The sequence below is a fragment of the Geodermatophilaceae bacterium NBWT11 genome (assembly GCA_014218215.1).
Classification (GTDB): Bacteria; Actinomycetota; Actinomycetes; order Mycobacteriales; family Geodermatophilaceae; genus Klenkia.
Genome location: CP043652.1, coordinates 2,387,112 through 2,402,501, shown reverse-complemented (window position 1 = coordinate 2,402,501; position 15,390 = coordinate 2,387,112). Strand labels below are relative to the sequence as shown.

Annotated in this window: 15 protein-coding genes; 5 read left to right on the top strand and 10 right to left on the bottom strand. The window is 74.7% G+C overall.

The window, feature by feature from the left end; genetic code table 11:
- Positions 1-45: 45 nt before the first annotated feature.
- The 4 genes from pstS to F1C76_11540 all read left to right on the top strand — a co-directional run bounded on the left by pstS (position 46) and on the right by F1C76_11540 (position 3,210).
- Positions 46-1,173, top strand: a complete 1,128-nt coding sequence (pstS, locus tag F1C76_11555; GenBank protein ID QNG37143.1) for a phosphate ABC transporter substrate-binding protein PstS — start codon at positions 46-48, stop codon at positions 1,171-1,173.
- Positions 1,174-1,273: 100 nt separating this feature from the next.
- Positions 1,274-1,732, top strand: a complete 459-nt coding sequence (locus F1C76_11550; protein ID QNG37142.1) for a winged helix-turn-helix transcriptional regulator — start codon at positions 1,274-1,276, stop codon at positions 1,730-1,732.
- Between the two features lie 31 nt (positions 1,733-1,763).
- Complete coding sequence (locus F1C76_11545; GenBank protein QNG37141.1) at positions 1,764-2,081, top strand: TfoX/Sxy family protein; 318 nt, start codon at positions 1,764-1,766, stop codon at positions 2,079-2,081.
- Positions 1,975-3,210 carry a hypothetical protein gene (locus F1C76_11540; GenBank protein ID QNG37140.1) on the top strand — a complete coding sequence of 412 codons (1,236 nt, stop codon included), beginning with the start codon at positions 1,975-1,977 and terminating at the stop codon, positions 3,208-3,210. The genes F1C76_11545 and F1C76_11540 overlap by 107 nt, the downstream gene beginning before the upstream one ends.
- Before the next feature lie 4 nt (positions 3,211-3,214).
- Here F1C76_11540 and F1C76_11535 read toward each other — a convergent pair whose 3' ends face one another.
- From F1C76_11535 to F1C76_11510, 6 genes are all read right to left on the bottom strand, one after another.
- On the bottom strand, positions 3,215-4,012 hold the full coding sequence (locus F1C76_11535; GenBank protein QNG37139.1) for a methyltransferase domain-containing protein: 798 nt from the start codon (positions 4,010-4,012) through the stop codon (positions 3,215-3,217).
- A 64-nt stretch (positions 4,013-4,076) separates the two neighbouring features.
- Positions 4,077-4,904 (bottom strand): hypothetical protein, encoded by an 828-nt coding sequence (locus F1C76_11530; protein ID QNG37138.1) that lies wholly within the window; start codon positions 4,902-4,904, stop codon positions 4,077-4,079.
- Entirely contained in the window at positions 4,901-5,140 is a 240-nt protein-coding gene (locus tag F1C76_11525; protein QNG37137.1) for a hypothetical protein, read from the bottom strand. Before F1C76_11525 ends, F1C76_11530 begins: the two co-directional genes overlap by 4 nt.
- 40 nt (positions 5,141-5,180) lie before the next feature.
- Positions 5,181-5,621, bottom strand: coding sequence for a hypothetical protein (locus F1C76_11520; protein QNG37136.1), 441 nt, complete (start codon positions 5,619-5,621; stop codon positions 5,181-5,183).
- A gap of 46 nt (positions 5,622-5,667) precedes the next feature.
- Complete coding sequence (locus F1C76_11515; protein ID QNG37135.1) at positions 5,668-6,312, bottom strand: hypothetical protein; 645 nt, start codon at positions 6,310-6,312, stop codon at positions 5,668-5,670.
- A 115-nt stretch (positions 6,313-6,427) separates the two neighbouring features.
- Positions 6,428-6,598: a CsbD family protein gene (locus F1C76_11510; GenBank protein ID QNG37134.1), complete on the bottom strand. Its 171-nt coding sequence runs from the start codon at positions 6,596-6,598 to the stop codon at positions 6,428-6,430.
- Between the two features lie 469 nt (positions 6,599-7,067).
- Here F1C76_11510 and F1C76_11505 point away from each other — a divergent pair, with 469 nt between their 5' ends.
- A complete protein-coding gene (locus F1C76_11505) occupies positions 7,068-7,742 on the top strand; it encodes a TetR/AcrR family transcriptional regulator (GenBank protein QNG39181.1) in 675 nt (224 codons plus the stop codon).
- Positions 7,743-7,761: 19 nt separating this feature from the next.
- Here the strand turns inward: F1C76_11505 and F1C76_11500 are convergent, their stop codons facing one another.
- The 4 genes from F1C76_11500 to F1C76_11485 form a co-directional block, all read right to left on the bottom strand.
- Entirely contained in the window at positions 7,762-8,943 is a 1,182-nt protein-coding gene (locus F1C76_11500; protein ID QNG39180.1) for a cytochrome P450, read from the bottom strand.
- A gap of 111 nt (positions 8,944-9,054) precedes the next feature.
- A complete protein-coding gene (locus F1C76_11495) occupies positions 9,055-11,409 on the bottom strand; it encodes an excinuclease ABC subunit UvrA (protein ID QNG37133.1) in 2,355 nt (784 codons plus the stop codon).
- A gap of 80 nt (positions 11,410-11,489) precedes the next feature.
- Positions 11,490-12,893, bottom strand: coding sequence for a GAF domain-containing protein (locus tag F1C76_11490; protein QNG39179.1), 1,404 nt, complete (start codon positions 12,891-12,893; stop codon positions 11,490-11,492).
- 147 nt (positions 12,894-13,040) lie between these two features.
- Positions 13,041-15,296 carry an EAL domain-containing protein gene (locus F1C76_11485; protein ID QNG37132.1) on the bottom strand — a complete coding sequence of 752 codons (2,256 nt, stop codon included), beginning with the start codon at positions 15,294-15,296 and terminating at the stop codon, positions 13,041-13,043.
- Positions 15,297-15,390: the final 94 nt, after the last annotated feature.

Sequence of the window (15,390 nt, the reverse complement as noted above, 5' to 3'; positions counted from 1 at the left end):
GGATCCCGGGCGGTCCCCGTCGGGCTTGTGAGCCCGGAACACAAGATGAGGTCACTCGTGAAGCTCAGCACCACCACGCGCACCTGGGCCCTCTCCGCGGCCCTGGTCAGCACCCTGGCCCTGTCCGCCTGTGGCGCCTCGAACGAGGGCGGCGGCTCCGACACCGCCGCCGGCGGCGACTCCGCCTCGGCCGACCTCTCCGGCGAGCTCGTCGGCGCCGGGGCCTCCAGCCAGCAGGCCGCCATGCAGGGCTGGGCCGCCGGCTTCACCTCCGTCGCCCCCGACGTGACGGTCAACTACGACCCGGTCGGCTCCGGCGGCGGTCGTGAGCAGTTCATCGACGGCGGCACCGCGTTCGCCGGCTCCGACGCCTACCTGGACGACGAGGAGCTGGCCGCGGCGCAGGAGCGGTGCGGCGGCGGCGAGGTCTTCGAGCTGCCGAACTACATCTCGCCCATCGCCGTGGTCTACAACCTCGACGGCGTCGACGACCTGAACCTCTCCCCCACCGTGCTGGCCGGGATCTTCAACGGCTCCATCACCACCTGGGACGCCGCCGAGATCGCCGCGGACAACCCGGACGCCGACCTGCCCTCGACCGCCATCACCCCCGTGCACCGCGGTGACGACTCGGGCACCACCGAGAACTTCACCGACTACCTCGGCCAGACCGCTCCCGACGTCTGGACCGACGAGGCCGACGGCGAGTGGCCGCTGTCCGGTGGCGAGGCCGCCAACGGCACCTCGGGCGTCATCTCCGCCGTCGAGGCCGGTGCCGGCGCCATCGGCTACGCCGACGCCTCGCAGGCCGGCGACCTCGGCGTGGCCAACATCGGTGTCGGGGACGACTTCGTCGCCCCGTCCGCCGAGGCCGCCGCCGCCGTCGTCGAGAACTCCGAGAACGTCGAGGGCCGCGGCGAGTACGACTTCGCCATCGAGGTCAACCGGCAGACCGAGGAGTCCGGCGAGTACCCGATCGTGCTGGTCAGCTACCACATCGGCTGCATCGACTACGAGGACGCCGCCCAGGGCGAGCTCGTCAAGGCCTTCATGGGCTACGTGATCAGCGAGGACGGCCAGCAGGCCGCGGCCGACGCCGCCGGCTCCGCCCCGATCTCCGACACCCTCCGCGAGGAGGGCCAGACCGCCGTCGACGCGATCAACGCCGGCTGACCCACCGCACCGCAGAACGGCACGGCCCGGCGGCCGGGGCCCACGCACCGTCGTGGACCCCGGCCGTCGGCGTACCCGCCCCGGTCACCTGGAGACGACGATGACCATCACCGTGATCACGGTGCACCAGCGGGAGGACGAACCGGGTTCGCTGGCGGTGTCCGTGCACGCCGACGACGGCTCGGTGCACGAGGCCACCCCCGCGGAGGTGGCCGCCCTGGCCCGCACCCTGGACGCGCACGCGACCAGCCCCGCCCTGCCCACCGACGACCTGGTCCGCGTCGGCCGGCTCACCATGGCCCCGGCGGGGTACCGGGCCTGGGTGGACGGCGAGGAGCTGCAGCTCACCGCCCGGGAGTTCGAGGTGCTCGAGGTGCTGGCCCGGCAGCCCGGCGAGGTGCTCACCCGCGCCGACCTGCTGCGCCGGGTGTGGGGCGCGGGCCCCGAGCCCGGACGGCGGACCGTCGACGTCTTCCTCATGCGGGTGCGCGCCAAGCTCGGGCCCGCGGCCGGCCAGCTCGTCACGGTCAACCGGGTCGGCTACCGGCTCGACGCCTGACCACCGGCACCGACAGCCAGTACGGTGCCGCATGGCCTACGACCGGGACCTCGCCGACCGCCTGCGCGCCGCGCTGCCCGGGGCGAGCGAGAAGGCGATGTTCGGCGGACTGGCCTTCCTCGTGGGGGGCCGGATGGTGCTGGCCGCCAACCGCGCCGGCGTGCTCATGGTCCGCTGCGACCCCGCCCGGGCCGAGGACCTGCTCGCCCGACCCGGGGTGACCCGGATGGTCATGCGGGACCGTGAGATGGCCGGCTGGCTGGTGGTGCAGGCCGAGCAGCTGGAGGACGAGGCCGCGCTGCGCGGGTGGGTCGAGACCGGGCGGGCCGGCGCCGCCGCCGCCCGCTGAACCCGGCGGCGGGCCACGACGGGGGCTGTCCCATCATGACCCGGTGAGGCAGGCGGTCGACCTGCTGCGCCGGCCGTGGGTGCAGCGTGGGATCAGGGCAGCGGTGGCGGCGGGACTGGCCTGGCAGATCGCGCTCCTGCTGCCGCCGACGCTGAGCGACTACGCCTACTACGCCCCGCTGGGCGCGGTGATCGCCGTGCACCCGACGGTGGCCGACTCGGTCTCGGCGGCCTGGCGGACCGTGGCCGCGATGTTCCTGGGCTTCGGCCTGGCCGTCGGGGTCTACGAGCTGACCCGCGGGGTGCCGAACGCACTGACCATCGCGCTCATCGTCGGGATCGCCGTGGTGGTCGAGCAGTGGCGGCTGCTGCGCGAGCAGGCCAGCTGGGTGAGCTTCGCGGCGGTCCTGATGATCACCGTCGGCACCGACGACCCGGCGTCCTACGTGCTCCGCTACGGCGGGCTGACCCTGCTCGGGGCCGCGGTCGGGGTCGTGGTGACCACGCTCCTCTTCCCGCCGATGCTGCTCACCCGGGCCGTCGAGCAGCTCGCCGTCACCCGCTCGCTGCTGGCCGCCCACCTCGAGGACGTCGCCGTCGCCCTCCGGGTCGGGCGGGTGCCCAGCCCCGCCGACTGGGACCAGCGCGGCGAGGTGCTCGACGCCGCGCTGGACCGGCTGCGCCGGGACGAGCAGCAGGTCGAGCGGGCCCGGCGGGCCAACCCGCGGGCGCACCGCTGGCAGGGCCGGGCCGGCAGCATCCGCGAGCAGTCCCGCGCGCTGGACCGGGTCGCGGTCCTGATCGACGACCTGACCACGCTCGTGGTGGAGTTCCAGCCGCACCGCCGCGGCCTGGACCGGGTGGACGACGGCACGGGCTACGTGCTCGCCGACGCGCTCGAGGGGCTGGCCGGCGTCGTCCGCACCCCGTACCACGACGGGGACGACCCCGACGGTCGCGATGCGGCCATCGTCGCCGCCGTCGGGGCGCTGGACCGGCTGACCCACCTGCTGCGCGCCTCGGAGATCCCCGACGACGAGGGGTTCTTCGCCCTGGGCGCGGTGACCGTGGGGGTCCGCCGCTCGCTGCAGGCCCTCGAGGCACAGGTCCGGCACCCGCAGGAGGCGTGAGCGCTCAGACCCGGATCAGCAGCTCGCCGTGCAGCAGGGCGAGCCAGCCGTCGTCGGCCGCGGCCCAGCGCGACCAGGCCGCGGCGACGTCGTCCAGGTCGGCCGGGGTGGCCAGCCCGTAGGACACGGCCTGCTCGGCGAAGGCGGACGCCGTCGCCCGGCCGGCCCACGAGGTGCCCCACCACTCGCGCTCGGCGTCGCCGGCGTAGCACCAGGCCGAGGTGGTCGCGGTGTGGTCGCGCAGTCCGGCGGCGTGCGCCCAGGAACGCAGCCGCCGTCCGGCGTCGGGTTCGGCGTCGTTGGCCCGGGCGACCCGGGAGTAGAGCGCCAGCCAGCGGTCCAGCCCGTCGTCGGCCGGGAACCAGGTGGTGGCGGCGTAGTCGACGTCCCGGACGGCGACCACGCCCCCGGGCCGGCAGACCCGCACCATCTCGCGCAGCGCAGCGACCGGGTCGGTGAGGTGCTGCAGCACCTGGTGGGCGTGCACCACGTCGACGCTGTCGTCGGGGAGGTCCAGGGCGTAGACGTCGCCGACGGCGAAGCCCACGTCGACCCCACGCTCGGCCGCCAGCGCCCGGGCCTCGTCCAGCGGGGCCGGGGAGAGGTCCAGACCGGTCACCCGGCCGCCGGGTGCCACCAGCCGGGCCAGGTCGACGGTGATCGTGCCGGGCCCGCAGCCGACGTCGAGGACGTCCAGGCCGGGGCGCAGGTGCGGCAGCAGGTACCCGGCAGAGTTCTCCGCGGTGCGCCAGCGGTGGGACTGCAGGACTGCGTCGGCGTGGCCGTGGGTGTAGGTGTCCACACCGGCAGCATGCACCGGTGTCCCACGGAGCGGAACGGTGTTCCCGCTCCGTGGGACGGGTTGGTCAGCGGCGGCGCTTGCCCGCCGGACCGGTGGTGGGGTCGGGCTGGGTGCGGTTCCGCGCGGCCCGGCCCCGGGCGCCACCCTCGGCGGGGGCGTCGTCGCCGGCCTGCTCGGACCCGGCGGGCCACAGCACCTTGTAGAGCAGCGCGGCGGCGAGTGCGCCGACGAGCGGGACGAGCAGGAAGAGCCAGACCTGGCTCAGCGCGGTGCCCCCCGAGATCAGCGCCGGACCGAGGCTGCGGGCCGGGTTGACCGAGGTGCCGTCGATCGGGACCGCGACGAGGTGCGCCACGACCAGGGCGAACCCGATCGGCAGGCCGGCGACGGCGGCGTTCGTCGTCCGGGCGGTCGCGGTGAGCACGGTGAGCACCAGCAGCAGCGTGAGCACGAACTCGACGATCAGCGCGGCGCCGATGCCGTAGCCGCCGGTCGAGGCCTCGCCCCAGCCGTTCGTGCCCAGGCCGTCGACGGAGAGGCGGAACGTCGGGTCGGCCGAGCGGATGCCGAACACCACGCCGGCACCGGCGAGTCCGCCCAGGAGCTGGGCGAGGACGTAGACGCCCGCCGCGGCCGGGGCGATCCGGCCCGCGACGAGCGCGCCGAGGGTGACGGCAGGGTTGACGTGACAGCCCGAGACCGGGCCGATCGTGTACGCCAGCACCAGCAGGCTCAGGCCGAAGGCCAGGGCGATCCCGACGGTGCCGGTGTCCGGGGCGGCGACGGCGGTGCCGACACCGCCGATGACGAGCAGCGCGGTGCCGAGGAACTCGGCGAGACCGCGGATCGGCAGCGCCGGCTGGGCCGGTGCGGTCGACCGGGCGGTGCTCACGCCGCGCGCTTCTGACCCGAGGCGGCGTCGGTCGCGGTGGTCGCGGCCTTCGAGGCGCCCTTGCGGGCGACGCGACCGGTCAGGTCACCGGCCTTGGCGAGCACGCGGGTGATCACGGTGTGACCGGTGCGCTTCTCGAGGGAGGCGGCCACGGTGCGCAGCAGCCGCGAGACGAGGGGGACGGCGACGGACAGCAGCACCCAGGTGCGCAGCTTGCTGGAGAGCAGGACCCACACGGCGGGGTTCCTTCCGATCAGGGGGCCGGGGAGCGGACGCTCAGCCGGTGGGGGACGACGGGTCGTGCAGGTCGAACCCGGAGTCCAGGCCGACCGCTCGGAGGGCGTGCAGCACCGCCCGGCTCGCCGTCCACAGCGGGATCGGCTCGGCGGAGGTGCCGGACAGCTCGGACAACAACGCCAGACCGGCGGTGCCGAGGTAGGTGACGGACCGGGCGTCCACGGCAACCACGTCGAGGCCGGCGGGGGCCTCGTCGTCCCAGAGTCGACGGAGGTCACCGTCGATCTCGCCGGTGAGGACCAGGACGCCGTCGACGACGGCGGCCCGTCCGCGCACGGTGCCGGCTGCCGGGCCCCGTTCGGGGTCGGGGAGGACGGCGGCGGGGTCGGTGGGGCTGGTCAGCTCCGAGTCCAGGGGCGCGACGTCTCGGGGGGCCGAGGCCCCCCGCCCGGGCTCGTCGCCCGGGCGGGGGTGGGTCACTGCTGCACCGTCGGACGGTGCGGGGCGGGTGCGGTGCCCGGGTGGGTCAGGCGCCCAGACCGGCCTTGTCGGCCTTGCGGTGGAACCGCATGCCGGCCAGACCACCGAGGACGGCACCCACGAGGGCGGTCAGGGCGACGATCCCGGCGACGATCAGGGCGGTGGTGGTCAGGTCGCCCTCGTTGACCGGCAGGCGGGGGAAGACGTTGAGCTGGCCGAGCACGTCGTACTGGTCACCGGCGACGGCGGCCACGATCGCGATGACGACGGCGATGACGACGGCCCAGCCCCAGACGGCGATGCCCTGGCGGGCGCCGTGGAAGCGGGCCATCCGGCCGGCGACGTAGCCACCGCAGTAGTAGGCGATGAAGAGGATGACCAGCAGCGCGATGCCGCCGACGAGGCCCACCGACTGCGGGTCCTGGGCGGCCTGGTCGGCCGCCTCGGAGAGGTCGACGTCGTTGCTGAGCCCGACCGCGGTGCCGGCGGCGGCGACCAGGGCGATGAGCAGGATGCTCATGCCGGTGGCGGTCAGCCAGCCGAAGAAGGCCGAGCCGATCTTCACGCCGCCGACGCGGGACTTCTCGAGGGCGACGACGTCCTTGCGGTCGACGTGCCGGTCGGCGGTGACGGCCGAGGCCGGCGTCGCGCCGGCCGTCGTGTCGGCGCGGGTGTTCGGGTCGGTGCTCATGCGGTGCTCCTGGAGTGCGCGACCGGTGGCCGGGTGTCGATGAGGGGGGGGTGCAGGTGGGGCCGGGGACGCGCCGGGCCGGGCGTCGCGGTGGACGCCCGGCCCCGGGGACGACCTACTTGAAGACGTCCTTGACGTTCTCGCCGGCCTGCTTGGTGTTCGCCGAGGCCTGGTCCTTCTGACCCTCGGCCTGCAGCTTCTCGTTGTCGGTCGCGCCGCCGACGGCCTCCTTGGCCTTGCCCAGGGCCTCTTCCGCAGCGTTCTTGATCTTGTCGATGCCGCTCATGGGGATCTCCTCGTGTCGGGCGCCGGAGCGCCGGGGCCGTCCGGGCAGCTGCCCGGGCGATCGGTTCCCGGACGGTGCATTGCGCACCATCCGGTGTGACCCCGCGCTTCCTACGTCGTAAGGGCGCGTCGTCGAGGGGAGGTGTACGCCGTAAGGCAACGCCCCAAACCCCCTGGGGGGTGACATGCGGCTTCGACGTGCCGCTGGGTGGAGCCGGTGCAAGGGTTGACGGCGTCAACCGAACGGCGAGCGGAGGAACAGCGTGCCCGCGACCACCGACGAGGCGGCCGACGAGGTCCCCCGCAACGAGGTGGGCGCCGTCGGCCAGGGGGGCATCGACAGCCCCGACCACCCCGACGACCCCGACCTGCCGGAGAACCGCGGGCTGCGACCGGCCGAGGACCCGGTGGGCCCGCCGGACCTGGGCACCCGCATCCCGCTCGACCGGGACCGGATCATCTCCGGTGCCATCGACTTCATCGACTCGCACGGCCTGCCGGCCCTGACGATGCGTCGGCTGGGCACCGCCCTGGGCGTGGAGGCGATGAGCCTCTACCGCTACGTCCCCGGTCGGGACGACCTGCTCGACGGTGTCGTCGACGCCGTGGTCGACGAGCTGTTCGGCGACGCGGACGTGTTCTTCGAGCCGCGCTTCGGCTGGCAGGACTACCTGCAGCGACTGGCGCACGGGGTGCGGCGGATCGCCCTCGCCCACCCGGCGCTCTTCCCGCTGGTGGCCACCCGCCCGCCGGCGGCACCCTGGGTGCGACCGCCACTGCGCAGCCTGAGGTGGGTGGAGTCGCTGCTGCGGGCGCTGCACACCAACGGCTTCACCAGCGTGCAGGCGGTGGTCGCGTATCGCGCCTACACCAGCTTCCTGCTGGGTCACCTGCTGCTCGAGGTCGCCCAGCGGGGCATCGCGATGAACGCCATCGACGACCCGAACGGGTCCTCCACCGCCCGGGTCAGCGACCTGGACGCCTACCCGTTGATCGTCGAGCTGCAGCCGCTGCTGTCCCTGGACGAGACGGTGACGGAGTTCGAGGAGGCCCTGGAGAGCCTGCTCGACCGGCTGACGACGATGCTCGACACCGGCGCACACCACCTGCCGCCGGAGACCCTGCAGGACCCCGCGGGCGCCTGAGCGGCAGGGTGGGGGCGTCTCACCAGCTGACCTGCAGCGACTCCAGCCCGAACACGATGGAGCGTTGCCGGAAGGCCGGCTGCCAGGCAGGGTCGGCGACCTGCAGGTCGGGGAAGCGGGCGAGCAGCGCGGGGAGCGCGACCTGCAGCTCCAGCCGGGCCAGCGGCGCACCCAGGCAGTGGTGGATGCCGTGCCCGAAGGCCAGGTGCTGCAGGGCCGGACGGGAGAGGTCCAGCTCCTCCAGGTCGGCGGCCCACCGCGGGTCGCGGTCGGCGCCGGCCAGCGAGCAGAGCACCAGCTCACCGGCCGCGACCGGCTGACCGGCCAGCACCGTGTCGGCACGGGCGAACCGCGGGAACGCCACCTGGACGACGGTCAGGTGCCGCAGCAGCTCCTCGACCGCACCCTGCACCGCCGCCGGGTCCCGGCGCAGCCGGTCGGCTGCGGCGGGGTCACGCAGCAGCAGCAGGGTCGACAGGGCCAGCATGCTCGCCGTGGTCTCGTGCCCACCGACGAGCAGGCCGTCGACCAGCCCGGCGAGCTCCTCGTCGTCCACGGTGTCCCCGTGCTCGCGCACCAGGTCCCCGAGCAGGCCGGTGCCCGGGTCCTTGCGTTCCCGGGCCACCAGGTCGCGCAGCAGCACCAGCGACTGGGCGGCGGAGTCCAGCGGGGCCACGATGCTCTGCAGCAGGTCGAAGCGACCGGCCGCCAGGGCCGCGAAGTCCACCTGGTCCGCGCGCGGCACGCCCAGCAGCTCGCCGATCACCAGTGCCGGCACCTGGTCGGCGAACACGCTGACCAGGTCCACGCCCGGTCCGGCCGCGGCGACGGCGTCCAGGCACTCGTCGACGACCCGGCGGACGGCGGGCTCCAGCGCGGCGATCGACCGGGCGGTGAAGGCCGGGGCCAGCATGCGGCGCAGCCGGGTGTGGTCGGGCGGGTCGCGGAAGCCCAGGCCACCGGGGTCGGAGAGGCCCAGGTCGCCGTCGTCGTCGGCCGCGGCCAGGTGGGCGAAGTCGTTGCTGAAGGTCGCGGTGTCCCCCAGCACGGCCCGGACGTCGGCGTGCCGGGTGACCAGCCAGACCGGGTTGCCGAACAGGTCGAGCCGGGCCACCGGGCCGGCCTCGCGGTGGGTGGCCAGCCACGGCAGCGGGTCGACGTCGACCCGGGTGAGGGGGCCGAAGACGTCGTCGGGCTGCAGGTCGGGGGGCGGTTCGACGGACACGGGCGACGGGCTCCTGGGTGGCTCGGGGGTGTCTCGCCGTCCACCATGCACGTCGGACCTGTCCGATCGGTCACGGGGTGCCCGACGTCACCGTCCCACGTAGGCGGCCAGGTGCTGGGCGGTGAGCGTCGAGCCGTCGGCGACCAGCTGCGCCGGGGTGCCCTCGAAGACCACCCGGCCGCCGTCGTGCCCGGCGCCGGGCCCCAGGTCGATGATCCAGTCGGCGTGTGCCATCACCGCCTGGTGGTGCTCGATGACGACCACCGAGGTGCCCGACTCGACCAGCCGGTCGAGCAGTCCGAGCAGCTGCTCCACGTCGGCCAGGTGCAGGCCGGTGGTGGGCTCGTCGAGGACGAAGACCCCGCCGTCCCCACCCAGGTGGGTGGCCAGCTTGAGCCGCTGGCGCTCGCCGCCGGACAGCGTGGTGAGCGGCTGGCCCAGCGTCAGGTAGCCCAGCCCGACGTCGACCATCCGGGCCACGATCCTCGCCGCGGCCGGCACCGCCGACTCCCCCGCGGCGAAGAACTCCACCGCCTCGGACACCGGCATGGACAGCACCTCGCTGACGTCCTTGCCGCCGAGGTGGTACTCGAGCACCGCGTCGTCGAAGCGGCGCCCCTCGCACTGCTCGCAGGTGGTGGCGACCCCGGCCATCATCGCCAGGTCGGTGTAGACGACCCCGGCGCCGTTGCAGGTCGGGCAGGCCCCCTCGGAGTTGGCGCTGAACAGTGCCGGCTTGACCCCGTTGGCCTTGGCGAAGGCCTTGCGCACCGGCTCGAGCAGGCCGGTGTAGGTGGCCGGGTTGCTGCGCCGGGAGCCGCGGATCGCGCCCTGGTCGACCACCACCACGCCGTCCCGGCCGGCGACCGAGCCGTGCACGAGCGAGCTCTTGCCCGACCCGGCCACCCCGGTGACGACGACCAGCACCCCGAGCGGGACGTCGACGTCGACGTCGCGCAGGTTGTGCTCGCTCGCGCCGCGCACCTCGAGCACCCCGGTGGGGGTGCGGACGACGTCCTTGAGCCGGGCGCGGTCGTCCAGGTGCCGGCCGGTGAGGGTGTCGGCGGCCCGCAGCCCCTCGACGGTGCCCTCGAAGACCACCTCGCCGCCGGCGGTGCCCGCCCGCGGCCCGAGGTCGACGACGTGGTCGGCGATCGCGATGGCCTCGGGCTTGTGCTCGACGACCAGCACGGTGTTGCCCTTGTCCCGCAGCTGCAGCAGCAGGGTGTTCATCCGGGCGATGTCGTGCGGGTGCAGGCCGATGGTGGGTTCGTCGAAGACGTAGGTGACGTCGGTGAGCGAGCTCCCGAGGTGCCGGATCATCTTCACCCGCTGCGCCTCGCCGCCGCTGAGCGTGCCCGAGGGCCGGTCGAGGGACAGGTAGCCCAGGCCGATCTCCACGAAGGAGTCCAGCGAGTGCCGCAGCGCGCCCAGCAGCGGGGCGACCGAGGGCTCGTCGAGGCCGTGCACCCAGTCGCGCAGGTCGGTGATCTGCATGGCGCAGGCGTCGGCGATGGAGACCTCGCCGATCCGGCTGTTCCGGGCGGCCTCGGCCAGCCGGGTGCCGCCGCAGTCCGGGCAGGTGGTGAACGCGACCGCCCGGTCCACGAAGGCCCGGATGTGCGGCTGCATGGCCTCCCGGTCCTTGGCCAGGAACGTCTTGCGGACCTGCGGGAGCAGGCCCAGGTAGGTCAGGTTGATCCCGCTGATCTTGAGCTTGGTGGCCTCCTTGTGCAGCAGGTCGTCCAGCTCGGTCGCGGTGTAGTCGCGGATGGGCTTGTCCGGGTCGAAGAAGCCGCTCTCCCGGTAGATCCGGCCGTACCAGCCGTCCATCGTGATCCCCGGGATGGTCAGGGCGCCCTCGTTGAGGGACTTGGAGTCGTCGTAGAGCGCCGTCCGGTCGATGTCGCTGACCGTGCCGCGGCCCTCGCAGGTGGGGCACATGCCGCCGGTGACGGTGAAGGTCTTGCGCTCCTTCACCTGCTTGCCGGCCCGCTCGGTGGTGATGGCGCCGGCACCGCTGACCGAGGCCACGTTGAACGAGTAGGCCTGCGGGCCGCCGATCTGGGGCTGGGCGAGCCGGCTGAACACGATCCGCAGCACCGCGGCGGCGTCGGTGACCGTGCCGACGGTGGAGCGCGGGTTGGCCCCCATCCGCTCCTGGTCGACGATGATCGCCGTGGTCAGGCCGTCGAGGACGTCGACGTCGGGCCTCGCCAGCGTGGGCATGAAGCCCTGCAGGAACGCGCTGTACGTCTCGTTGATCATCCGCTGGGACTCCGCGGCGATCGTGCCGAACACCAGCGAGCTCTTGCCCGACCCGGACACCCCGGTGAACACGGTCAGCCGCCGCTTGGGCAGCTCGACGCTGACGTCCTTGAGGTTGTTCTCCCGGGCGCCCTGCACCCGGATCAGGTCGTGGCTGTCGGCCGGCGCCGGCATGGTGTCCCCCTCGTCGCCCGCGGGTGCGCCCCGCAGGGGGACAGCGTGTCGACCACCGGCCCGGAAGGCAACGCCCCTGCTCAGTCCAGGATCCCCCGGGTGACGGCCACCTGTTCGGTCAGCACGCCGCCGATCACGGCCTGGGTCTCGTTGATCTGCTCGATCACCGCGCCGATGCCGCCCAGGGTGGCCACGACGGCGTCCACCTGCTCCTGGATGGCGGTGATCCTCGCGGTGACGTCGGTGGTGGCGGTCGCGGTCTCCCGGGCCAGCTCCTTCACCTCGTTGGCGACCACGGCGAAGCCGCGGCCGGCCTCCCCCGCCCGGGCGGCCTCGATGGTGGCGTTGAGGGCCAGCAGGTTGGTCTGCCCGGCGATGGTGCCGATCGTGACGGCGACCTGTCCGACCTGGCGGCTGGAGTCCCCGAGCTGGGCGACCACCTCGTGGGCGGCCTCGGCCAGCCGCCGGCCCTCGCCGGCCACCGAGGTCGCGGACAGCACGTTGCGCTCCACCTCCTCGATGGAGGCGACCAGCTCCCGGCCGGCGGAGGCCAGCTGCTCGGTCGCGGCGATCCGGTCCAGGGCGCTGCCGAGCAGGAAGGCGGTGTTGCGCAGCGCGGCCCGCCGGCCCGCGGAGAGGGTCAGGGTCGTCAGCGCGAAGAAGTCCATCGTGCCGACCACCCGACCCCCGACCCGCACGGGCAGGCACACCCCGGACCGGACACCGGCGCGCTGGGCGGCCGGCGCCCGCACGCAGTCGGTGAGCTCGCCCAGGTCGGCGACGGAGACCAGGTCGTCGGCCTGCCAGGCCCGCCCGGCCAACCCGACCCCGGGGGCGAAGGTGGCCGCGAGGGTGACGGCGCGGAACTCCGGGCCGGCGTCCCCGGACTCCCGCTCGAAGCGCAGCACCCCGGCAGCGGGGTCCACCCGCCAGAAGGAGCCGTAGGCCCAGCCGAAGTCCCGGCGGACGGTGTCCAGGGCCACGCCGAGGGCGGCGTCGGCGTCGGTCGCCGCGGTCAGCAGCTCCAGCACCCCGGTGACGGCGGCGACGTCCTGGGCGGTCCGGTCCTGTTCCTCGGCGAGGGCGGCACGCTCCAGCGCCTGGGACACCAGCACGCCCACGCACCGCAGCGTGGCGAGGCGGCGGCCGCCGAGCGGGCCGGCGCCGGGGAACTCCAGGACGCCGACGACGACCCCGGCGGCGGTCAGCGGGAGGCAGACCACGGCCTCGTCGGGCGCGTGCACCAGCTCACCGGTCGCCCACGCCCGCCCGGCCGAGCCCTCGGCCGGCTCCACGGTCCGGTAGGACCCGTGGCCCCAGCCGAACGCGGTGCGCACCGCCTGCAGGGCGAGGTCGACGGCCTCCTCGGCCGATCGCGCGCGGGCCAGCCCGGTGACGACCGCGGTGACCGCGTCGATGTCGGCATCGGCTCCGGCTCCGGGTCCGGTCGGCCCGGCGGCGGACGTGGGGCGGGGGCGGTGCAGGGCGGTGAACACGGGGACTCCTGAGCGAGGCGGGGTGCCGTCCGCCGTGGTCACGACGTCGTCCCTCACCGGACGTTCGACAGGTCCCGGTCGGGCTCGCGCCGAGTCGACGGTCCTCCTGGTTCCGGTCAGCGGTGGTTCCGCTGCTCAGACGCCCACGGCCTCCCGGCGCTGCTCCTTGAGGGCGTACATCCGCAGGTCCGCGGCGTGCAGGAGGGTGGCGAAGTCGACGCCGTCGGTCGGGGACACCGCGGCACCGATGCTCGCCCCCACCGTCACCACCTCGCCGTCCAGCTCGATCGGCAGGGCGACCCCGGCGACGAGGGTGTCGACGACCCGGGCCGCCTCCGCCTGCGCGCGGGAGGGGTCCAGACCGGGCAGGGCGACGAGGAACTCGTCCCCACCGAGCCGGGCGAGCAGGTCGGTGCGCCGGAGCAGGCTGCGCACCCGGCGGCTGACGACCACGAGCAGCTCGTCGCCCACCGCGTGGCCGAAGCGGTCGTTGACGGCCTTGAAGCCGTTGAGGTCCAGGAAGAGCAGCCCCACCGCGGTGCCCGCGGTCTCGGACTCCCACATCGCCAGCTCCACCTGCTCCTGCAGCCGGCGCCGGTTGGGCAGACCGGTGAGCGGGTCGGTGTAGGCCAGCTGCTCGATCCGGCCCAGGTGCTGCCGGGTGCGGTCCTGCTCGCGGGCCAGCCGGCGCTCGGCCTCCACCCGGCCGGTGACGTCGTCCTGCACGCCGATGTACTGCACGACCCGACCGGCGGAGTCGGTCACCGGCGCCAGGTGCAGCTCGTTCCACCAGGGCACCTGGTCGGGGCCGCGGTGGTTGAGCACGGTCTCCCGGCACTCCCGGCCCTCGGCGATGGCCGACCGGATGCGGGCCACGGCGGCCAGGTCGGTGTCCGGGGTCTGCAGGAACCGGCAGTTGCGGCCCAGCACCTCGTCGCGGGAGAAGCCGGAGAGCCGCTCGAAGGCGCGGTTGACGAAGACCATCGGCTGGTCGGGCAGCTGCATGTCGACGATGACGACGCCGCTGCTGGTGGCGGCCATCGCCCGGTGCAGCAGGCCCTCCGCGCCGGGCGCGGTCACCGTGATCTCCGGGACCCGGGGGGCGGTGACCGCCGCGGCCCGGCGGGCCACCGGCAGCCGGGTCTCCCGGGGGGCCACCCGGGAGACCAGGGCGTGGGTGGCGCGGGCGACGACGTCGCGGTCGTAGGTGAGCGCGAACTCGAAGGTGCGTTCCAGCTCCGGACCGTCGTCGCCCAGGTCGCGGGCCAGCAGCGCCGCGCTGAAGTGCGGGCTGAGGACGGCGACGTCCCACTCGCCGCGGACCTCGTCGGTGGTGGCCAGCGTGGCGCCACGGACACCGGGGACCGGCTCGGTGGACAGCCCGTCGCCGAGGGCGGCGACGAAGGCGGTGCGGGCGGCCAGCTCGCGGTAGCGCTGCACGGTGGACGGGGTGAGGTGCCGGGCCTCCTGGAAGGTCGCGGCGACCACGCAGGTCTCCCCCAGCCGCATGGCCTGCCGCTCGAGCTGCTTGCTCAGCTCGATCAGCAGCAGCTTGGGCGAGCGGCGCAGCGGGGTGCCCGGGGGCAGGCAGGCGAAGGGCGAGACGTCGACCGCGGGGACGGCCGCGGCCGCGGGGGGCAGCACGAGCTCGGCGGTCTCGAACTGCGGGGCCGGGCCCGCCTCCGGGCGCCCGAAGAGCCAGCCCTGCCCGAGGGTGGCGCCCAGGGCGAGCGCGGCGGTGAGGTGCTCCGGGGTCTCGATGCCCTCGGCGAGCACCAGGGCCCCGGTGCGCTCGGCGTAGGCGTTGACCGCGTTCATGATCTCGGCGACCGCCGGACCCGGGCGGTCCTGCACCAGCCGCAGGTCGAGCTTGACGACGTCGGGGCGCAGCAGGGGCATGAAGGCCAGGGAGACCGCGTCGGCGCCGACGTCGTCCAGGGCCACGCCCCAGCCGACCTCCCGGACCCGCCGGACGGTCTGCAGCAGCTCGGCCGGCCGGGCGGCCAGCGCCCGCTCGGTGATCTCCACGACGACCCGGAGCTCGGCCGGGGCCCCCTGGGCGATCGCCAGCAGCTCGTCGAGCGGGGCGCCGTCGAGCACCTCGGGCTCGACGTTGACGAAGACGGTGAGGGGCGCGAGGAGGTGCTCGTCGACCGCGCCGCGGAACGCGGCCACCCGGCAGGCGGCGTCCAGCTCGGCCAGCACGCCGGCCTCGCGGGCGGCGGCGAACAGCGCGTCGGGGCTGCGCAGGGCGCCCTCCGGGCCGCGCGCCAGCGCCTCGTAGGCGACGACCCGGCCGCTGTCGAGGTCGACGATGGGCTGGAAGACGCTGGTCACGGCCCGCGCGGCGAGCACGGCGTGGACGTCGGCGGAAGGGGGCGTTCCGGTCACCCTGCTGCTGTCGGCGCGGTGGGCGGCGCCGTTGAGCCCTCGGCGGGGACGGCCCCCCGCACGGGGTGGGCCACGCACCTACACGTCCGAGTCA